General features: G+C 36.8%; 24 protein-coding genes. 5 read left to right on the top strand and 19 right to left on the bottom strand.

The window, feature by feature from the left end:
• The first annotated feature begins 91 nt into the window (after window positions 1-91).
• The gene (locus MKX29_RS13860; protein WP_224937999.1) at window positions 92-568 is read left to right on the top strand and encodes a divergent PAP2 family protein; all 477 of its coding nucleotides are present in this window, start codon (window positions 92-94) and stop codon (window positions 566-568) included.
• A 19-nt stretch (window positions 569-587) separates the two neighbouring features.
• On the top strand, window positions 588-1,382 hold the full coding sequence (locus MKX29_RS13855) for a cobalamin-binding protein (RefSeq protein WP_224938000.1): 795 nt from the start codon (window positions 588-590) through the stop codon (window positions 1,380-1,382).
• Window positions 1,383-1,414: 32 nt separating this feature from the next.
• On the opposite strand, the gene MKX29_RS13850 is transcribed toward MKX29_RS13855, so the two are convergent.
• Entirely contained in the window at window positions 1,415-2,113 is a 699-nt protein-coding gene (locus MKX29_RS13850; protein ID WP_224938001.1) for a 3D domain-containing protein, read from the bottom strand.
• A gap of 266 nt (window positions 2,114-2,379) precedes the next feature.
• Here MKX29_RS13850 and MKX29_RS13845 point away from each other — a divergent pair, with 266 nt between their 5' ends.
• The gene (locus tag MKX29_RS13845) at window positions 2,380-3,198 is read left to right on the top strand and encodes a hypothetical protein (protein ID WP_341106087.1); all 819 of its coding nucleotides are present in this window, start codon (window positions 2,380-2,382) and stop codon (window positions 3,196-3,198) included.
• A gap of 103 nt (window positions 3,199-3,301) precedes the next feature.
• Here MKX29_RS13845 and MKX29_RS13840 read toward each other — a convergent pair whose 3' ends face one another.
• The 12 genes from MKX29_RS13840 to MKX29_RS13785 all read right to left on the bottom strand — a co-directional run bounded on the left by MKX29_RS13840 (window position 3,302) and on the right by MKX29_RS13785 (window position 14,752).
• The gene (locus tag MKX29_RS13840; protein ID WP_224938002.1) at window positions 3,302-4,207 is read right to left on the bottom strand and encodes a nuclease-related domain-containing protein; all 906 of its coding nucleotides are present in this window, start codon (window positions 4,205-4,207) and stop codon (window positions 3,302-3,304) included.
• A 121-nt stretch (window positions 4,208-4,328) separates the two neighbouring features.
• Complete coding sequence (locus MKX29_RS13835; RefSeq protein ID WP_224938003.1) at window positions 4,329-4,652, bottom strand: YuiB family protein; 324 nt, start codon at window positions 4,650-4,652, stop codon at window positions 4,329-4,331.
• A gap of 202 nt (window positions 4,653-4,854) precedes the next feature.
• Window positions 4,855-6,279: a dihydrolipoyl dehydrogenase family protein gene (locus MKX29_RS13830; RefSeq protein ID WP_224938004.1), complete on the bottom strand. Its 1,425-nt coding sequence runs from the start codon at window positions 6,277-6,279 to the stop codon at window positions 4,855-4,857.
• Window positions 6,280-7,488 carry a dihydrolipoamide acetyltransferase family protein gene (locus tag MKX29_RS13825; RefSeq protein WP_224938005.1) on the bottom strand — a complete coding sequence of 403 codons (1,209 nt, stop codon included), beginning with the start codon at window positions 7,486-7,488 and terminating at the stop codon, window positions 6,280-6,282.
• Window positions 7,489-7,506: 18 nt separating this feature from the next.
• Complete coding sequence (locus MKX29_RS13820; RefSeq protein ID WP_224938006.1) at window positions 7,507-8,523, bottom strand: alpha-ketoacid dehydrogenase subunit beta; 1,017 nt, start codon at window positions 8,521-8,523, stop codon at window positions 7,507-7,509.
• Window positions 8,524-8,525: 2 nt separating this feature from the next.
• The gene (gene pdhA / locus MKX29_RS13815) at window positions 8,526-9,587 is read right to left on the bottom strand and encodes a pyruvate dehydrogenase (acetyl-transferring) E1 component subunit alpha (protein WP_224938007.1); all 1,062 of its coding nucleotides are present in this window, start codon (window positions 9,585-9,587) and stop codon (window positions 8,526-8,528) included.
• 14 nt (window positions 9,588-9,601) lie between these two features.
• Window positions 9,602-10,738, bottom strand: coding sequence for a Leu/Phe/Val dehydrogenase (locus tag MKX29_RS13810; RefSeq protein ID WP_224938008.1), 1,137 nt, complete (start codon window positions 10,736-10,738; stop codon window positions 9,602-9,604).
• 12 nt (window positions 10,739-10,750) lie between these two features.
• Entirely contained in the window at window positions 10,751-11,146 is a 396-nt protein-coding gene (locus MKX29_RS13805; protein WP_289434473.1) for a thioesterase family protein, read from the bottom strand.
• A gap of 699 nt (window positions 11,147-11,845) precedes the next feature.
• Window positions 11,846-12,502, bottom strand: a complete 657-nt coding sequence (locus tag MKX29_RS13800) for a GntR family transcriptional regulator (RefSeq protein WP_224938010.1) — start codon at window positions 12,500-12,502, stop codon at window positions 11,846-11,848.
• Window positions 12,503-12,687: 185 nt separating this feature from the next.
• Window positions 12,688-12,810 (bottom strand): YuiA family protein, encoded by a 123-nt coding sequence (locus MKX29_RS13795; protein ID WP_224938011.1) that lies wholly within the window; start codon window positions 12,808-12,810, stop codon window positions 12,688-12,690.
• Between the two features lie 164 nt (window positions 12,811-12,974).
• Window positions 12,975-13,463 carry an NUDIX hydrolase gene (locus MKX29_RS13790; protein ID WP_341106080.1) on the bottom strand — a complete coding sequence of 163 codons (489 nt, stop codon included), beginning with the start codon at window positions 13,461-13,463 and terminating at the stop codon, window positions 12,975-12,977.
• Between the two features lie 74 nt (window positions 13,464-13,537).
• Window positions 13,538-14,752, bottom strand: a complete 1,215-nt coding sequence (locus tag MKX29_RS13785) for an NAD(P)/FAD-dependent oxidoreductase (protein WP_251163656.1) — start codon at window positions 14,750-14,752, stop codon at window positions 13,538-13,540.
• 431 nt (window positions 14,753-15,183) lie between these two features.
• Between MKX29_RS13785 and MKX29_RS13780 the strand changes: the two genes are divergently transcribed.
• Window positions 15,184-16,173 carry an NAD(P)/FAD-dependent oxidoreductase gene (locus tag MKX29_RS13780; protein WP_218971962.1) on the top strand — a complete coding sequence of 330 codons (990 nt, stop codon included), beginning with the start codon at window positions 15,184-15,186 and terminating at the stop codon, window positions 16,171-16,173.
• Between the two features lie 184 nt (window positions 16,174-16,357).
• On the opposite strand, the gene MKX29_RS13775 is transcribed toward MKX29_RS13780, so the two are convergent.
• Together MKX29_RS13775 and MKX29_RS13770 are read right to left on the bottom strand one after the other, a co-directional pair.
• Window positions 16,358-16,720 (bottom strand): HesB/IscA family protein, encoded by a 363-nt coding sequence (locus MKX29_RS13775; protein WP_191817221.1) that lies wholly within the window; start codon window positions 16,718-16,720, stop codon window positions 16,358-16,360.
• A 122-nt stretch (window positions 16,721-16,842) separates the two neighbouring features.
• On the bottom strand, window positions 16,843-17,073 hold the full coding sequence (locus MKX29_RS13770) for a DUF1450 domain-containing protein (protein WP_224938063.1): 231 nt from the start codon (window positions 17,071-17,073) through the stop codon (window positions 16,843-16,845).
• A 262-nt stretch (window positions 17,074-17,335) separates the two neighbouring features.
• On the opposite strand from MKX29_RS13770, the gene MKX29_RS13765 reads away from it, so the two are divergent.
• Entirely contained in the window at window positions 17,336-18,403 is a 1,068-nt protein-coding gene (locus MKX29_RS13765; RefSeq protein ID WP_095372031.1) for an NAD(P)/FAD-dependent oxidoreductase, read from the top strand.
• Window positions 18,404-18,684: 281 nt separating this feature from the next.
• Here MKX29_RS13765 and MKX29_RS24510 read toward each other — a convergent pair whose 3' ends face one another.
• From MKX29_RS24510 to MKX29_RS13750, 4 genes are all read right to left on the bottom strand, one after another.
• On the bottom strand, window positions 18,685-18,915 hold the full coding sequence (locus tag MKX29_RS24510) for a LexA family protein (RefSeq protein ID WP_224938064.1): 231 nt from the start codon (window positions 18,913-18,915) through the stop codon (window positions 18,685-18,687).
• A 2-nt stretch (window positions 18,916-18,917) separates the two neighbouring features.
• Entirely contained in the window at window positions 18,918-19,538 is a 621-nt protein-coding gene (locus MKX29_RS13760; protein ID WP_224938065.1) for a VanZ family protein, read from the bottom strand.
• A gap of 55 nt (window positions 19,539-19,593) precedes the next feature.
• Window positions 19,594-19,851: a hypothetical protein gene (locus MKX29_RS13755; RefSeq protein ID WP_341106076.1), complete on the bottom strand. Its 258-nt coding sequence runs from the start codon at window positions 19,849-19,851 to the stop codon at window positions 19,594-19,596.
• A gap of 81 nt (window positions 19,852-19,932) precedes the next feature.
• Window positions 19,933-20,541 carry a hypothetical protein gene (locus MKX29_RS13750; protein ID WP_224938067.1) on the bottom strand — a complete coding sequence of 203 codons (609 nt, stop codon included), beginning with the start codon at window positions 20,539-20,541 and terminating at the stop codon, window positions 19,933-19,935.
• Window positions 20,542-20,825: the final 284 nt, after the last annotated feature.

Genomic DNA, 20,825 nt, shown 5'->3' with positions numbered 1-20,825 from the left:
CTGTTACTAATAGAAAATCCTTCCTTATAGTAATAATTAATTAATATTAAACACGAACAAAGAATACAAACATCGATAAGGTGGTTAAATAATGGAATTATTTTTGAACTTTCCTCTTTGGTCAGCATTAGCTGCCATTTTCTTTGCACAATTTGTAAAAGTCCCTATTACCTTTTTTGCTACAAGAAAGCTAGATTGGTCTCTGTTAACAAGTACTGGAGGGATGCCAAGCTCTCACTCTGCTGCCGTTACAGCTTTATCAACAGGGGTGGCCATCGAGGCAGGATTAGATTCAGTTCCCTTCGCGATATCAGCCATGTTTGCTATCATTACTATGTTTGATGCAACCGGAGTCCGAAGGCAAGCGGGTGAACAAGCCATTGTGCTTAATCAGCTTGTCAATGACTTTAACCGTTTTGTCGATGAAGCGAAATCATGGCCCAAAAAGCCAGACCAAGTAAAACGTAAAGAACTGAAAGAATTATTAGGCCATAAACCAGTAGAAGTGTTTTTTGGAGGATTAACAGGTATTTTATTAACATTATTCTTATATGCATTGATATTTTAAGATATTGGAGGTTTCAATCATGCGAGTCGCCTCTCTTTGCCCTAGTAATACAGAAATTCTCGCCTACTTAGGATTAACCGATCAACTTGTCGCTGTTGATGATTACTCTGATTGGCCAGCAGCAGTAAATACTCTACCAAAACTGGGTCCAGACCTCTCTATAGATATGAACGCTGTAGAAAAGGCTAAACCAGACCTTGTGCTGGCATCCTTAAGTGTACCGGGTATGGAAAAAAATATTCTTGCATTGGATGAACGAGGCATTCCCTACATAACATTAAATCCACAAAGCTTAACAGATATAGAAAATGACTTAATCACTGTAGCCACAGCCCTAGGAGAAAAAGAAGTCGGCATGCAAGCCGCAGCAAGCTTTCATGAAGAAGTGATAAACTTAAAGAAGTTAGCTAAACAGGTGAAGACTCCTCTCTCTATTTATTGGGAATGGTGGCCAAAGCCCGTTTTTACACCTGGAGGTACAAACTGGCTAACTGAAATTAGTGAACTTGTGGGCGGCAAAAACCTTTTCGCATCTAAAGAACAAGCAAATATCCAGACAGACTGGGACACCATCCGTGCGCAAAATCCTGATGTCATTTGTTTAGCCTGGGTAGGTGTAAGACAGGAAAAAGTGAATCCAGTCATTTTACAGAAACGTCCAGGTTGGTCAAATATGGATGCAATGAAAAACAATAACGTTTATGTCCTAGAGGAAGAATTGTTTTGCCGTCCATCACCAAGATTAATCGAAGGGGCAATCAAATTGGGGCAGTTATTACATCCGACAATATATTCTTCTCCACTAAAAAAGTAATGGGTACTCATCCCCCATTACTTTTTTAGTTTTTATTCTTTTGTATACTGCTGTCTAAATACTTGTAGTGATTCCGTTTCATTTAACTCTTGTAAATCTTCTTCAGTTAACGTACCATCACCGATTGATATTACATAAACATCCAAAGTTTTCTTCCCCCAAGAATTATATACATCATCTACTGTTTCATAATATAAGTCCAATTTATTTCCTTTAATGGCGCCACCTTTGTCAGCAACTACCCCAAACCCATAATCAGGAATCCACAGTATCGTACCAATGGGGAAAACAGTTAAATCTGCAGCAATCGTAGAATATAAATCCCTTTTCACCTTTACACCAGAATATGTAATACCAAATTCAGGATGACCTGGATTTTTACCTGTCGACTCATAATAGGCCGTGTATCCGGTTGCGATTACTTCCTTAGTGTCGTATTGTGACCAATCCCAATCATTCAAAGAAGGTGGTTCCTCAGCAACTGTGCTTGCTGATAATTTCAAATGATCTGCTTCCAAAGTCTTATTTAAATCTTTAAAGGCCAGTCCAATCGATTTTAAAGCATGTTTGAAAGATAGGGTAGATCCCTCTCCTTCATTAGCTTGTTCACTCATATAATCAATCACTTGCTTTGCTTCTACACCTGAAATCGTTTGGAATGTGGATAATAACGCGAAAGAAAACGCTACAGCTATCACCATTCTTTTCGCCCATTTTTTTATATCATACATCAGTTAATCACTCCTCCCAACAATAGTCATTTCCCTTAATTCAAGGTAATATTCATTTTTTTTAGAAAGAAGCTAAACATACGGTCCTATAATCAAATAAAACCCTTATGTAAATTCAATTTTCTTCATCACTTTGATAGCAAACTAATAACCGCTTGGACTTTCGTATCAAAAAAACCAAGAGATTCACTCTCTTGGTCCAATAGCTTTCTGCTCGAATCCTACAACTTTTTTCTTCGGTCATGGATTTTTGACGTGTTTAACGAATGAATCTTACCGTCTTTTTCTTCAGTCACGGGTTTTTGACGTATTTATGCATGAATCCTACCATCTTTTTCTTTAATCACGGATTTTTGATTCGTTTACGCCTGGATTCTACCACTTTTTTCTTCGGTCATGGATTTTTGACGCGTTTACGCATGAATCCTACCATCTTTTTCTTTGGTCACGGATTTTTGACGCATTTATGCATGAATCCTACCATCTTTTTCTTCAGTCACGGATTTTTGACGCGTTTATGCATGAATCCTACCTTCTTTTTCTTCAGTCACGGATTTTTGGTGCGTTTACGCATGGATCCTACCATCTTTTTCTTCAGTCACGGATTTTTGACGCGTTTACGCCTATACACTTCCACATTTCTCTTCTATCACGGATTTCTGACCCATTTACTCCTGTATCCTACCATCTTTTTCTTCAATCACGGATTTTTGATTCGTTTACGCATGTATCCTACCACTTTTTTCTTCGGTAACGGATTTTTGGCGAGTTTACGCATGTATCCTACCATCTTTTTCTTCAGTCACGGATTTTTGACGCGTTTACGCATGTATCCTACCACATTTCTCTTCGATCACGGGTTTTTGACGCATTTATGCATGAAACCTACCATCTTTTTCTTTGGTCATGGATTTTTGACGCGTTTACGCATGAATCCTACCATCTTTTTCTTTGGTCATGGATTTTTGACGCGTTTACGCATGAATCCTACCACATTTCTCTTCGGTCACGGATTTTTGGTGCGTTTACGCCTATACACTTCCACATTTCTCTTCTATCACGGATTTCTGACTCGTTTAGCATGAATCCTACCACATTCTTCTTCAATCACGGATTTCTGACTCGTTTACGCGTGAACACTACCAAATTTCTCATCAATCACGCATTTGAAGCAATCCTTCCATTGTTTTATTTTCTTTCATAATAAGTACCTCGACCACTTCCTTTTATGGAATAATTGTTTAGGAGGACTCTTCTAATAGTTGATTTGCTTATGGTTCCATTACACCAATTAAAGATGACATGATTCGTTATTTTCAAAGCAGGAAAAAGAATGGAAAAATCATGAATCAGATCTAACAATGCACTTTCCAAGGGACACTGACTTTTACACTTAGGGCAGATGACCCGATTAGCTTTCCTTTCCATCTTATCCCTACATCTTTTACAAAATAGCCCTTTGGCTAATTCCTGATATGTATACTCTGTAATGACGAACAATGGAGACTCGGTTTGATGGGTTAATAAAGTTTGAATAATCTTTGTGTGATGGGTTGTGGGGGTGTGACGCATTTGGCTTAAATTTCTTATTAGATTTGGGATTTGTGGGGGAAGAATGAGTTTCTTTCTTGGCTTAGAATCATACAGCATGAATTCAGGGTTTACAAAAACCAACAAATAATCAAAGGTTAGTTGTAAATGATGTTGGTCTACAAATTGTCGAATCAGTGTTTGATTCCGTTCTATTTGAATCAATGGATTTTTTATTTCTTTATTTGAATGATACCAATGCCCATCTTTTATCGTAAAGTTACCGCTAAAATTTTTAATCTCAAAAAAAGTAATATGATGCTGGTGAACCATGAGTGCATCTACCTGAAAAATCGTATGATTACTTTTTAGCGTGAGGTCAAATAGAATAGGGATTTCAGAAGGAAAGCCGTTTAAATATTCTCGCCACCTTTTTTCTCCTTCGTAACCTTTAAGCAATAAGTGAAAGTATTGTTTTTCATCGAGTGAAAATTCCTTTCGCACACTCAGTGCACGTAATAATTGGAGCTGATGTGAGGGATTCAGGGGTTTAATAATGGCCATGATGTACCGCCTTTCTTTTTATCCATTATAAAAGATTCCACCACAATAAACGACATTATTTTAAAATACAAAAAACTCTACTTTTATATATATAGTAGAGTTTTCTTTCCCTATGTATAGATTAAAACATACGATATCCTCTTTTGCGGAGCATGTTAATGACTATGCCAGCAACAATGGCACCAACAAAGCCACTGCTCAAGATGAGAATATCAGCTAATTGGAGACTCGTGATTTCCGTCCAAAGACTAGAAAAGGCAGCACGAGTGTCATTAAAGTATTCAATGAGTCGAACCTTATCAATAATCCTAATAACGACAATTGGATAAACAATTGCCATGATCCATGACATTCTTAAAAGCATATTTAATATAAAACCAATTCCGAAAAACAAAACAAAAAAGAGTAACATAGAAATCGGCAATACGAAAATGGTCATTTGCATTCAGCTTGTCCTCCCTTGCACATCAATACTAAGTTTACTGAAACTTCTCTCTATGCGTCAACATGTTCTTACAATAGAAATGACAAAAAATAAAGATTTTTCTACTTAAAAGTTAAATTTCTACCTTTAAATCGCATTGAAAATGTAAAAAAGCTAGAAGTGCCCATCGAATACGCACGCCTAGCTTCATTATGATTACTGTTCACACCTTAACAGATTTTTTCTCATTCGGTTTCATATGAATCGCACGGTTATTCAAGCCCTCAATTGCTTCTAAAATGGTTTCGTTAAAACTCGGGTGAGGGTACAGTGGGAAATTTAAGTCTTCGTCACGACCAACGAGTTCCATGGCTGTGACTGCTGTACTAATTAATTCAATAGCTGAAGAACCAATGGCATGAAAGCCGAGTAGCACATCATTATCTGCATCTTTAATAATTTTCATGATGCCACTTTTTTCACTAGTCACCATCGCATAGCCATTGCCGCTATAATTGAATTGACTAACAGCAATGTTTAACCCTTTTTCTTTTGCTTCTTGTTCTGTCATGCCCACTGTTGCAAGAGGTGGTATTGTATGGGCAACTGCTGGCATTAAGCTTAAATCCACTTCACTATTCAAGCCAGCTATCCTCTCAGCGACCACTTTTCCTTCTTTAATTGACTTAACAGCCGATTGCCCGCCACCCGTGACATCACCAATAGCGTATATTGTCGGTATATTTGTTTGTAATTGCTGGTTTACTTTAATAAAACCATCAGTTGTACATTCCACACCTATTCTTTGTAAATCGAGGGTCTTGATATTCCCATGATGCGTTCCTTCCATAAATACATGACTACCTTCACATGTGATCTCCTGGTCTGATTTAGATAACTTCAGCTGCAAGAGAGTATGACTTTCTTTTATATCTATTAATTGATAATCACGGTATACTTTGATTTTTTGCTTCTTTAATAATCGCTGTAACTCCCTATTAATACTTTCATCAAATGAGAAATTTTCTTTATTTAAAATGAGGGTCACATCTGCACCAAGTTGACGATAAGTAAAGGCCGCTTCTAATGCAATATAACTATGACCATAAATGATAAGATGAGGAGGAATCTCCGTTAACCGATAAAGTTCAGCTTCTGTTAGGATTTTGGCAGAGCGATACTCTGTTGGTATTTCAGCAGTGCTTCCGGTCGCTATAATGACTTTCTCAAAATCATATAAATCAAAATGATGAGACATTTCAATACCTAAACGCTTTTGATTTATAAATTGAGCCTTGCCACGAATTAACTCAATTTGGTTTGCTTTACAAAGTTCTTCTACCCCTTTACGTAACCGTTCAATTGTCATATTCTTATAATCATTTAACGATTCAATAGCAAAAGTAGGTTCATCAATAGCAATACCAAAAGAAGCATAATACCCTAGCGCTTCTAACTTCTTTGCAGCTTGCGCGTAAACCTTTGAGGGTATACAACCTGAGTTCAGGCAAACACCGCCCAATTCATTCTGTTCAACTAAAGTTACCTTCAACCCTAATTGCGCTGCTCGAATCGCCGCGTTGTATCCTCCAGGACCGCCTCCAATAATGATTAAATCCCGCTTTTCAGCGAATTCGCCTACAACCATTTAAATCAGCTCCACTAATAGTTTTGTTGGTTGTTCAATTAATTCAATGAAACGGTTAGAAAAAGCAATTGATTGCGCACCATCTATGACGCGGTGATCAAAAGAGATAGAAATATTCATGATAGAACGTATAACGATTTCATTTTCAGCATTTACTACCGGCTTTTTCTTCACTGCATGGAAGGTAATAATACTTGTTTCAGGATGATTGATAATTGGCGTTGCCCCTGTACCGCGGCCAAGAGGGCCAACATTATTAACTGTAAAAGTTCCACCCTTCATATCATTAGGAGTTAGCTTACCTTCTTGTGCTTTTTTCGTTAACGATTTCATCTCCTCATGGATCGCTCGGACTGACTTTTGATTAGCTTGGTGAATGACCGGTACCATTAAACCTTCTTTTCCATGTGTCGCCACCCCTATATGATAATCCTTTAACAACCGAATGACACCTGCTTCTTCATCTAATCTTGCATTAAATAATGGGTGTTCTTTTAAGCAGATAACAACTGCTTTCAAGAAAAATGCGGCTGGAGAGAGGCGATCCCCTAAATCCTTTAATTCATTTCGCGCTTCTAATAATTGGGTGACATCGACCTCATCATAATGCGTAACATGAGGAATTGTAAGTAGAGAATGACTCATTCGTTGAGCGATGACTTTTCTAATTCCTGTAAAAGGAATAGTCTCCTCTAATTTTGTTGTTTCTACTTGTGGCTCTGTTCTCTCTTTTTTCGTTTCTTTCGCACGATATCCTTCCACAAATTGATACACATCATCATCCATTACTCTTCCTGCTGGTCCTGTACCAACAATTCTTTCTATATCTATATTTAGATCTCTTGCAATTTTTCTTGTATAAGGTGCTGCAAGTATACGTTGATAGCGATTCCCATTCGCTTCAGGAGGAACTTCTTTTTCCATACGCGGTGGAACGGTTTCCATCACCACTTCTTCTCTCTTTGCAAGGCTCTGTCCATTATCAATTGTCATAATCACCGTTCCAACCGTAACGACTTCTCCTGTTTGAAAAGGAATGGAGGTGATGACACCAGCTGAGGGAGCAGGGATTTCAGCCACCATTTTATCAGTTTGTAGTTCAACCAATGGCTGATCTATCTCCACTGTATCTCCTTCTTTGACAAAGTAATGGATAATCTCTCCTTCTGTCATTCCTTCACCTATATCGCTAAATTTCACATCAGTCATATCATCTCACCCTCCCCTCTAAAATGTATAAGCTTTACGAATAGCTGTCTCTACTCGTTCTGTTGATGGTAAATAATCATTCTCCAAAGAAAATAATGGCACAGGTACATCAAAGCCAGTCACTTTCTCCACCGGTGCTTTCAAATATAGAAAAGAAGTATCATTTATAATAGAAATAATTTCGCTACCTAACCCGCCTGTCTCATGCCCTTCATGAACTATGACAACTCTCCCTGTTTTTTGTACAGAATCAGCAATCAAGTCACGGTCTAGTGGATAAAGGCTTCTTAGATCAATTACATCACAGGAAATACCGTCTTTTTTCATTTGTTCACTAACTTTCATGACTAAGGGAATCATTGCACCCCAAGCAAAAATGGTGACATCATTGCCTTCTTGCACACGAGTGCCTTTGCCTATTTCAATTCGATAATCGCCCGTAGGCACTTCTTCTCTACTTCCACGGTATAGACGCATCGGTTCTAAAAAAAGGACGGGATCTGGGTCATCTACTGCTGCTAACAATAAACCTTTTGCATCATAAGCGTTAGATGGGCACACGACTTTTATTCCTGGCAAATGTGTAAATAATGCTTCGACACTTTCCGAATGGATTTCTGGTGAGCGGACTCCTGCACCGTATGGAGCGCGAATCACCATGGGAATATGATATTGACCGAGTGTACGCATACGCATTCTTGTCACATGAGTCGCAATTTGTTCAAATGCTGGATAGATAAAACCGAGAAATTGAATTTCGACGACTGGTTTTAATCCCGCTAACGCCATCCCTACGGCTGTTCCGACGAACCCTGCTTCACTTAGTGGTGTATCGATGACTCTTTTTTCACCAAAAGTCTCCTGTAAACCATCTGTTGCTCTAAACACACCCCCATTGCGTCCAACGTCTTCACCCATAATAATCGTGTTTTGATCACTGTCTAGCATCGTCTTTAATCCATCCGTGATCGCTTGGATCATCGTCAACGACTGACTTGTTGCTTTCGTTTTTATTATTTCATTTGACATGACCATGATTATCGATTCCCCCCAATCAAGCCTAATTGTTCTTTTTGCCTTGATATCGTCCAAGTAGGTTCTCTAAAGACATGATCAAACATGTCATCTGTGTTAGCAGCAGGTGCATTTTCCATTTTCTCTACAGCTGCTTCTATCTCCTTACGTATATCAGATTGAATACTCTCTACCCACTCTTCACTCCAAAATCCGCGAAATTGTAAATGCTTTTTCAACCGAAGAAGAGGATCCTTCGCCTCTTTTTGACGATTGATTTCTTCTTGATCACGATATTTCGAAGGGTCATCTGCTGTTGTATGTGCCCCAAAACGAATAACAACTGCTTCAATAAGCGTTGGTCCCTGCCCTTTTCGCGCCCGTTCTAAAGCTTCTTTCACTGCATAATGGACAGCAAAAACATCCATACCATCTACCCGCACGCCCGGTATCCCATAAGCAACAGCTTTCTGTGCAATCGTTTCGGAATTCATCTGTTTTTCAATAGGTAACGAAATAGCGTAACCATTATTTTGATTAAAGAAAACGACTGGTGCCTTAAATACACTTGCTATATTTAATCCCTCGTGAAAATCACCTTCAGAAGTAGCACCATCTCCAAAATAAGCAATGGCAGCGTTGTCAGTTCCTTTATAAACCTCCGCAATTGCAGCGCCTGTAGCATGTGGTAAATGGGTAGCAATTGGTATGGAAGCTGGCATAATTCGCTTTTCTTTTGATGGTAAACAACCTTCAATTCTACCATTCCAATGAAGGAGCATCCGATCTAAATCTGCACCAAATGTGAGAGAGGCACCGTGATCACGATAAGTAGGAAACATCCAATCATTTTCTGACAACGCCAGTGCGCTTCCTACTTGTGCTCCTTCGTGCCCTGGAAAAGGCACATACGTACCAATTCTCCCTTGCCGCTGTAACGCAACCCCCTTCTGGTCATAGGTGCGTATACGCAACATGTGGTAATAAAATTCCTTTACTTTTTCCTCATTGAATTCTTCTTCATATGACTTGTTAACCCATTCCCCGTTCTCATCGATCATTTGATATAGTGGATAACTTTCCATAGTAACGCCTCCCATCATTTAAAATCCCATTTAGGTCTTACATTCCGAGAGAAAAAGTTGCTTCTATGTTGCTGTTCTTTCATCTGTCTTTGTAGACGATCTTGGGCGGCTTCTACTGTGTTCTTTCCAGTTGTAGCAGATTCTCGATATAATTGTAGTAAAGTATGATAAATCGTTCTTGTTTTCTGCAATACTCGCTCTTTACTTGGTCCATATAATTCATCTGCAACTTGAATGAGCCCCCCAGCATTCACAATATAATCAGGAGCGTATAGGATACCCTTATCATGTAAAAGAGCGGCGTCAGAAGAATGTGCCAGTTGGTTATTAGCAGATCCGACAATGGCATGGACTCTTAATTCGCTGATGGTTCTTTCGTTTAACACTCCACCCATTGCACATGGAATGAAAATATCGGCCGATACGCGGTAAATTTCTAGATGATCAACTACTTGCACATTACCTCTTAACGTTTCTGCCTTTTCTACAAGTTCTGCTATTGCCTCTTGATTAATATCTGTAACAAACACATTACCACCAGCTTCAAGCAGTGTTTCTGCAATCTTCATCCCAACTTTGCCTAATCCTTGAATACTGTATGTGCGTCCTTCCAAAAGGTCTGTACCATGTAAATATTGATTAGTTGCCTGTATAGCATAAACAACCCCTTGAGCAGTAGGGATGGACGAATCTCCTCCACCTCCATATGCTTCAGGTATCCCATTAATGAATCGCGTTTCTTTTGAAGCATGGACAAAGTCCTCCATCGTTGTCCCCATATCTGTCCCTGTATAAAATCTACCATTCAATGAATCTACAAATTGACCAAAAGCACGAAATAAGGCAGGTGATTTATCCTTTTTCGGATCACCAATAATGACTGCCTTTCCTCCTCCAAAATCAACATCTGCTGCTGCACATTTTGCGGTCATTCCTTCAGCTAAACGTAAAGCGTCTTCTAAGGCGGCATCCATATTTTCATAAGGGTACATCCGCGTTCCACCAAGAGCTGGACCTAATGTGGTATTATGAATGGCTATAATTGCTCGTAAACCTGTACTCGGGTCATTACAAAAGACTACTTGTTCATGATTAGCCATCTTCTTAAAAATATCGTTTCCTACTTCTTGAGACTGATTAAGCTTTTCCATCCTTGCTCCCCCTTAATTGTTGGTAGCTAAAACTTTCTTCGCAATTACTTCTTTCGGAAGAACCGCTTGTTTGACTTCTCCTCTACCAATTAGTCCAAGTTCATTCATCACAATAACCTCCGTTACTAAAGAACGTTCAGTAATTGTCGTAACGGTCGCAGTTAAAGTCACTTTAGAATTTCCCCCAGATGGAGCAACATGTTGCATGTGGACAGCTGCCCCCATTCCCTCTTCATGATCCTCAAGAAACGGAAGAAGGATTTTTCTAGAAACCCACTCCATGTGATACACCATGGATGCAGTTGAATAGACGGGATGAACAACTTCTCCGTCGAACTGCGCAAACATATCCTTTGTGACATTAATTGTCATTACTTCTGATAGACCAATATGTAATCCATCCTTCATTGCTACACACCACCCTTCTTGTATGCGCTTTCATTGTAGTAACAAAAGAAAATTACCCCATGTTAAATTATTTACGCCGCACCACACTTCTGAATTTTCTTTATATTTCGGATATTACAACATTTACTATTTTTAGTCAACGGAAAACAGTTAACCAACATACCTCTTCATTTATTATTCGCCTTGTTTGACTTGAAAGAGCGAAATGAAATGAAGCTGCAATATTTCTACCTCATACATAGTTTATGTGAAAAAAGGCTGAAAAAGACATACTCACTTTGTGCATTTAAACAAGTAAGGATAACGCAACAACAGGAAAAAGAAGAAGTAGAAAACTTGATCACCTTCAGTTATAGAGGAGGTATATAAGGTTTGCTGCCAGAACAAATATCAGTCAGCTCGAATGCGGGGATGAATTTAGCTATAGGTGGGATCATATGTACACTATTTTTATGAATGAATAACCTAACTCAGTTAGTAAAAGGGATGGGAAATTACCATTGAATTCTCTATAATGGCACTTCCCTTATAAGATGTATATGGTCGTCACTACAAGAGCACACCATACGGGAAACTTTATGAATCAAGTAAACAAGCTGACTTGTCTCACCAGTGTTACAATCAAACCTTTAAACGGGAATCTCTCATAATAATTAAACAAAGCTACTCTATGTAGGCTCTACTTAGAGTAGCTGATCTTTATTTAGAAACGCTTTTATCAATATGCATAAGGACGCCATCAAGTCCTTTTTTTATATGCTGTCTGATATATTCTTGTGCTCCTTTTTCATCACCGCTAAATAATAAGTCTATAATTCTTTCATGTTCTTCTACTAATGTAGGATAGAAGTTTTCCTTTACCATATTACTACGCATATAATGAATCTTTGCCCGAATCATTTCTAATAGCTCTGTTAGCTGTTTATTCTTTGAGGCATAAATAATAATATCATGAAAGGCTTGGTCGAGCTTACCGAGTTCAATTATATCTTTCTTTTCATTTGCCTGATAACTAGCTACTAAATTCTTCTGTAACTTTTCTTTCTCATTCTCTGATATATTATGAATAGCTAAGCTGATCGCAAGAGCTTCTAGACTTTCTCTACATTGGAAAAGATCCACTACATCTTGAACCGTCGGTGTATAAACCTTTACATAGCCATCATTATATACAAGAAGACCATCTTGAATAAGCATTCGAATCGCTTCTCTAACGGGTCCTCTACTTATGCCTAATTTACTTGCCGCTTTTGCTTCTACAATTCTCTCAGAAGGTTGATAAACCCCTTCAAGAATTTCGCTCTTAATTATATGATATGCCTGTTGATGCAGAGACTCAGGTTTAACGATACGCATAAATTGCAACCTCCATTACAAACTTCGCCAATTAATAAACTTTATTATAGCAGAATTTTATTTAAAAATTTTGATATTTGATAGCATGTGAGATAATTCTGCTGTATTTCAACAAAATTAAAAGCGCTCTAAAACTTAGAGCGCTATCATTACATCTTATTCATTTGCTTTATTCATTTGCTGAATTATTTTTCATGTTTACCAGAACCACCGCAACAAGCACATGTTTCCGATCCTCCAAGGATCAGTTGGAAATACCCTTGACCTGCACAATAGATACAAACTTTAGATTCATTTTTTACTGCCATGTTGTTCATCTCCCTTGGAATAATTGAATTTTCTGATAATAACTAAATAATACAGAAAAATATCAAAAATGGAAAGGTTCAAAAAACAGTAAAAACCCTTTATGTAAACGCATACAAGCATTATTATCTTTCTTATGCTTTAAATTATGCAATATATCACGAGGTTACAAAAATAATTTATAAGCAGTGTATCCAAATTGATCTCCGGGATTAATGTCATCAATTAATGTTTTGTTGTTATGATTGAGGTTCTCCCATATATACTGAATCATGACTGAAGTTGGTTGATGATGAATAAGTTCCAGTGGATCCATAAATTGGACATCATCTAATTCTTTGTCTTCTATTACAATTGCCTGATTTGTATCAGCTTCCAAAAGAAAAATGACCATATTATCGCTAATTTCCCTTTTAATCACACCCGTACGAAGACCTATCATCTCTTTCACACGACAAGATAGCCCAGTTTCTTCCTTCACTTCTCTAATAATTGCCTCATCTGCTGTTTCATCTTGCTCTACAAAACCGGCAGGTAATGACCATTTTCCTTTTAAACCACCGTATTTCTTGTTTACAACTAACCATTCATTCTTTTCATTGATTAAAAGACCACTAACCCCAAGCCATACTTTACCTCTATCGGCTTTTCCCATTTTATCTCTCCTTAGATGAATTAATCTATAAAAAAAAGAGCAAACATATCGTTTGCCCTCTTATATTTAACACATTAAAGAACGTTGAATTTACCTTTTTTCGCAACTAATGAAGCGCCACCGATCATTAATAATGCACGGTTATCAACCATCTTCTTCATAAATGAAGCCTTTTTACCAACCACTTTTTTACCAAATACAACACCAATCGCATCATCTTCACCTAAAGAACATACTGTACCTTTGTTATCAAAAGTAAATGTCCCTAGTTCTTTATTTTGAATAAGTGCAGCAATATTTTTTGCAACTAATTCACCTTGTTGCATAGCAATTTGTGCAGTTGGCGGATAAGGGCGATTAATTTCTTCATTAATTACTAATGAACTATCACCAATAACAAAGATATTGTCATGTCCAGGTGCTCTTAAGTTCTCATCCACTTTTATACGTCCACGCATGGCTTCGAATCCTGATTTTTCAATAATGGCATTCCCACGAATACCAGCAGCCCAGATTACAGTACCTGCTTTAATTTCTTCTACATCATCTTCGCCTTTAGCTACGATAATACCATCTGGTGTACCTTCTTTAATCGCTGTGCCAATACGGAATTGAACACCTTTCTTCTCAAGATGAGCAACAGCATATTCAACTAATTCAGGATCAAATCCTGGTAATACCATTGGAGCTGCCTCAACACATACAATTTTCACCTTTTCAAAAGGTACATCATATTCTTTGCATAATTCAGGAATACGGTTACCTAATTCACCAAGGAACTCGATACCTGTGAAACCAGCACCACCAACAACGATTGATAGGCGCGTATCATCTTTTACTTCTTCTGTATTATAAGTAGCAAATTGATACTCGATATGCTCACGAATTTGGCGTGCAGAATTGATATTAGAGATAGAGAAAGCGTATTCTTTCAATCCTTTAATACCAAATGTTTCAGATTCTCCACCTAGTGCAACTACTAGATAATCATATTCAAGCTCACCTTTTTCAAGTAGAACTTTCTTCTCATCTGTTTTAATTTCAACAGCAGTGCCTTTTACAAACTCAACTTTACCGTTGTCAATTACCTTACTTATATCATAACGTACACGGTCGTGATGTAATGTACCCGCAGATGCTTCATGTAACCAAGTTGTTTCATAATGGTAATCATTTTTATTCACAAGAATAATTTCAGCATCATTTGCTCCGATTTGTTTCTGCAAACGAGTTGCAGTCATTAATCCACCGTAACCTGCACCTAAAATAACGATTTTTGGCTTTTTCAAGTGTATCACTTCCACCTTTAATATATTTTATAGTACTTCTTATCTCCTATTTTTCATAAAATAAAAGATTGTGATATTCTTCACTAATACGGACAAAAAAATGTTCGAAAAATGTCACAAAAAATTAATAAATATATCTTCTATTACATAGTATTCCTTTTCTATCTTATTTTCAAGCTAAATTGACACTTTAAGAATTTTAAGATTTTTTAATTTGATAATGATTATCAATACTATAAAATCAACATTGGTACCGCTTTCACATTTTACCTTTCTAAAGGAAATTTAACCGTATTTTTCTAGTCAACGCTGATTTTTAAAAGATTATTTGATGGTACATCTTTTCCTCATGCAACACCAAATGATACAGAATAGTCTAATATTATGGTAAACTAATTAAAACACCATAAATATACTTAGGGGGAATCACTTTGACTGAACAGAAGATTTACGACATCACGATTATCGGCGGGGGTCCAACTGGGCTATTCACCGCTTTTTACGGTGGGATGAGACAAGCATCTGTTAACATTATTGAAAGCTTACCTCAACTAGGTGGACAGCTTTCTGCCCTTTATCCAGAAAAATATATCTACGATGTTGCAGGATTTCCGAAAATCCGCGCACAAGAGTTAATAGATAATCTTGTTGAACAGATGGACAAATTTGATCCGACTATATCTTTAGAACAATCTGTACAAACATTGGAAAAACTAGCAGATGGTACATTGAAAATTACGACAGATAAAGATGTCCACTTTTCAAAATCTGTCATTATTACTGCAGGTAACGGCGCATTCCAACCCCGTCGTTTAGAATTGGAAAGTGCGAAAGAATACGAAGGAAAAAACCTTCATTATTTTATTAACGACCTCAATCATTTTGCCGGAAAAAGAGTCGTTATATTTGGTGGAGGCGATTCAGCAGTGGACTGGGCTTTAATGCTTGAACCTATCGCAGAAAAAGTTACAATCGTTCACCGCAGAGATAAATTCCGTGCACATGAACATAGTGTAGAAAACCTTGAAAACTCTAAAGTTGATATCAAAACACCATATATTCCAGCTGAATTAGTCGGTGATGAAAGCGGTGTAAGCCAAGTAATCCTTGAAAAAGTAGGCGAAGAAGAGAAAGAAGTTATCGATGTCGATGCAGTTATTGTTAACTATGGTTTTGTCTCTTCATTAGGTCCAATTAAAGAATGGGGCTTTGACATTCAGAAGAACTCTATCGTTGTAAACCAAAAAATGGAAACAAATATTGAAGGTGTTTATGCTGCTGGAGATATTTGTACTTACGATGGAAAAGTAAAATTAATTGCATGTGGGTTTGGTGAAGCACCAGTCGCAGTTAGTCACGCTAAAACATATATTGACCCTAAAGCAAGAGTACAACCTAAACATAGTACTTCAATGTTTTAAAAGAAGCCCGGATGATTCCGGGTTTTTTTATACCATTAAACCGGAGGAAGTTTTGACCATTTCCACATGCTAATACCTACCAATCACACTTCTTGTGGATTAAAAATTAACTTACTGACTTCAAATAATCATGCAAAGTAAAAAAAGACCTTCCCTTTATAAAGGAAAGATCTCTTCACTAAGATTAGCACTCTTCTGGCGTACCAACCTTTGTTGCGGTTCTAAAAGAAGATCCACAGCCGCAATTGGCAATCGCATTTGGGTTGTCGATAGTGAAACCGCCACCCATCATGGATTCTTTATAGTCTATTTTTGTCCCTTGTAGAATCGGTGCATCTTCTTTACTTACAACGATTTCAAGGCCATGTAATTCAAAAGGAATGTCGTCTTCTTCTACTTCTTGAGCAAAGCCCATTCCGTAAGATAATCCGCTACAGCCACCGCCCTTTACTGCTACACGTAATTTGGCGTTCTCTTCTTCATTTTGTTTCATCATTTCTTTAATGTGAAGGGCTGCCGCTTCTGTAATCTCAACAACTTGATTCATCATAATCCCTCCAAGTTTATATTATAGGCTTAGTATATACTTCTTTACAGTGTTTCACAAATTTACTGCCTTCATTAACGTACCTATACCTTATTATATGGCAACAAAAGAGTAAAGGAACATTATTCTTCATCTAAATGTTGATAAATGTTATAAACCAATTCCTCCGCATTTTCCCCATGAATGATGTCATTGTCAACTAAAGCGAATAATAAATGCCGGCACTTTCCACAATATCCTAAACAGCCATATTCAATGACATCTAAATCATAATCTTTTTTTAACTTTGCAAAGGCATGGTGAGAACCATTGGCCATATTTGTTATACAAAATTCTACAACAATCTTCCTCATAATATTAACTCCTTATTCGCTTCCTTTTCCTTCTTTTGAAGAAACTATAAATATCAGAATATTTTTACTCCGTCTTATCTGCATAAGTTTCCTTTTGTTTTCTGTTGTGATTTAGAGATAATTTCGTTATACTTTTTATGGGATTATGCAATATGGATGGTTATATTTATTTTTTTAAGATAATTTGGACACTTATGTTTTTTCCATTGTATCAGATTATCTTCTTGTATGAGAACGGACAAAATAAAGGGGATATCAGCAAATGAAAAATCTTGTTATTCTTGGGGGAGGATACGGCGGAATGCGAGTGCTTGCTCGTCTTTTACCGAATCAACTGCCGGATGATGTTTCGATTACTCTCGTCGACCGGGTACCTTATCATTGTTTAAAAACAGAATACTATGCACTTGCCGCTGGAACGATTTCCGATCAACATGTACGTGTTGCTTTTCCAGAACACCCTCGCTTGAACATTCAATATGGAGATATTACAAAAATTGACACAAAAGAAAAGATGGTCCATTTAAACGATCAACAGCCCATTTCATATGACGATCTTATTGTTGGGCTTGGTTGTGAAGATAAATACCATAATGTTCCTGGGGCAGATGTATATACTCACAGTATTCAATCTATTGCCAAGTCACGAAAAACATATGAAACGCTGAATAATTTGCCAGCGGGTGCCATTGTTTCGATTGTTGGTGCTGGTCTCAGTGGTATCGAGTTAGCATCTGAACTAAATGAAAGCAGACCTGATTTAACGGTCAAGTTGTTTGATCGGGGGAATCGCATCTTATCTGCCTTCCCAGAGAGACTAAGTAAATATGTACAAAACTGGTTTAACTCTCGAAGCGTACAAGTCATTAACAACTCTAATATCACTAAAGTCGAAGAAGGCGCTCTATACAATCATGATGAGCGGATTGAAAGTGATGTCGTTGTATGGACTGCAGGTATTCAGCCGACACATGTTGTACGTGCGATGGATGTTGAAAAAGACAAACAGGGTAGAGTCGTATTAACCAAGTATCACAATATCCCTGATGACGAGCATGTATATGTAGTAGGTGACTGCGCAAGCCTTCCTCATGCACCAAGTGCGCAACTAGCTGAAGGACAAGCAGAACAAATTGTACAAGTCCTTTTAAAACGTTGGAAAAATGAAGAACTACCCGAAACCCTTCCTGTGATAAAACTAAAAGGAATCATGGGTTCACTAGGTAAAAAACATGGCTTTGGTTTAGTTGCCGAACGTCCAATTACAGGACGAGTAGCACGTCTTATTAAATCAGGCATTCTTTGGATGTATAAATATCATAACGGTTAATCAAACTCTTGATTATCTACAGTTTTATAATTTATTGATTTAAGAGGGTTTTTCAATCCTTTTAAATACAGAAGTACAATTTCTTTTAAGAGATTGTACTTTTTTGTTGGGTTTTTGTTGGGTTTTTATATCCCACTACCAATCTCCTTCAAAACTTTCAACAGCACCGGCATAATTTGTATAAGCACATATCCAAGTGCACCATGTAAGTGTCTCGAATACCACAGTGGAAGAATTATGGGGAGAAAGTGTTGAAGGAGGCAAAAATTAAGACAGCTATTTTACGAGGCGATCTTATTTACCTTTAATGTTCTTGGTCTCCCCCGGCTTACATAGCCATTCTCGTCCATTTTATTTAGGTTTTCGCTTATAGTTGAGGAAGATGCAATACCAACCATAGTTCCTATCTCTCTAAATGAGGGTGGATAATGATTTATTGCAACGTATTTTCCAATGTTTCTAACACTTCTTTGTCTAGAGGTTAAATCCCAGAAAAAACCTAAAAAGATCAACTTTAAACAGTGTCCTTAAATTTAAATGATTCGTTTTTTGAAACTTTATTAATATACAACAGAAATGGAGACAACTTCTCATTCTTAGGTATGTATTTTTCAATAATCCAAAGTATCATTTTAGAAAATAAAAGAAATGCAATATAACCTATTATAACTCCAAAAAGATTGGCTAAAACATCATTAATATCTATAATTCTATAAGCATATCCAATAATAAAAGAAATAATAAGTTGAGCTGTTTCTATTAATAACGTAAATAATAAACCACAACCAACGATTGTTTTAAAGTTCATTTTCCTCTTTACATAAGGTAACCCAAAACCAAATGGCACAGTCAAAAGAATGTTTAATAATGTTTGTTCTATGTATTGATAATTAAAGGGTATAAGATTTATATTACTCGCTATAGTGGTAGTTTCTTTCATTTCCTCTGCAAATGATGTTCCAACTATTATAGGAAAAAGCGTAAATTTAACAACATTTATAATGTAAAAAAAGAAAATTGAAAAGAAAAAAAGGTACATTTTAGATTTATTAAGTCTAACCCTTAATGCAGCCAATATTGCTCCTAAAAAACCAAAACCTATTAAGTATGATAATAAGTCAAAATCTATTAACATATGACTCTCCTTATAAAATAGAGAGCAATAAAAATATATTACTCTCCATCAATTATTAATAGGTACTTTTAAATGTACCTGATCCCATTAAATCCCAATAATCATCCGCCGTCCTACTGAAATATAGATAATATTGTTCTGTGGGTTGACCACTAGCTGATATAATGATTGATTTCTCGATACCTAATGTTTTAGATGGTGTAGCAAAAAAACCAGCAACACGAGTATCCGGACCGGCGCAATTGTAGTCTGATCGTCCACCTTCAACCCATTTCACCAATAATAACTGCACAAATTGAATTTTGGCGTACATCTATTCCAATTTTATCCGGAGATAGCTCGGCAAAAGTTACATAATTCCCTCTGAAATCATCGTTATTTTACTTATAAGTTTTTAAATCAATTTTTCTATACAGGTGACCAATGCTTTTGGTGGATAAGATTCAAGCATGCGACTATATCCGATAGCTACTTGATCACCACTAACAATCCCCTCTAGAAGAAGCGGTGACTCTATATGTAATAATACAATTTGGTATTTTGCTTGTAATTCATCCATATCTAAATGGATGTCTTTGGCATGGAAATTTCCATCTTCTATTAAAATTTTTTCTTCTATATAAATATGTCCTACCAGTTCACTCTTTTTTTCACAAGATGATGTATACAGTTCCATAGCTTTTACAGCGATTTGAGGAATTTTTGTTTGAGATATCTCACTATAGCTTACTTTCACTTTATCGCCGTTCTTTATACCCCCTGGAAGCTGAGATGCTTTATATGATAGATAGTAGATAATGTCGTACTTTTCTTTTAAATGATTTACATCAAGATTAAGGTCTGCCTGTTGAAAATCTTCATCACCAATTAACATATGCTTATCTAATAGAAGATACCCTATTTGTGATCTTTCTCCATATTCAGAAGAAGCGGAGGACAAATGCATATAAACGAAAGAATTCAATCCCATAAGCAACAAAAACATGACAATAAAACCTTTCATTCCGTTTCTCCTTTTTTACTTTTTTTCTATCACTTTTAAAAATTAGACTCATTTAGCTTTCAAAAGTTTCAACCAATAAGGGTCATTTCATAAAATATCCTTTTATCAATAGGTATTCTCTTCAGGACAAGATTAAGTATCACCACAGTATTCTCCTGCTATAATGGTTGTTTTTTTACATAAAAACCAAATTCTTTTATAATGATATGAATTTTTACAAAAATAACAGTTTTCTTACTTTTTTTACTTTCTATTTTCTTATATAGACTTGCCCTTTATAATGG

The organism is Cytobacillus sp. FSL R7-0696 (genome assembly GCF_038006865.1).
Lineage (GTDB): Bacteria > Bacillota > Bacilli > Bacillales > Cytobacillaceae > Cytobacillus > Cytobacillus kochii.
The sequence above is the reverse complement of the archived record's forward strand: the minus strand, read 5'-3'. Positions and strand labels throughout refer to the sequence as shown.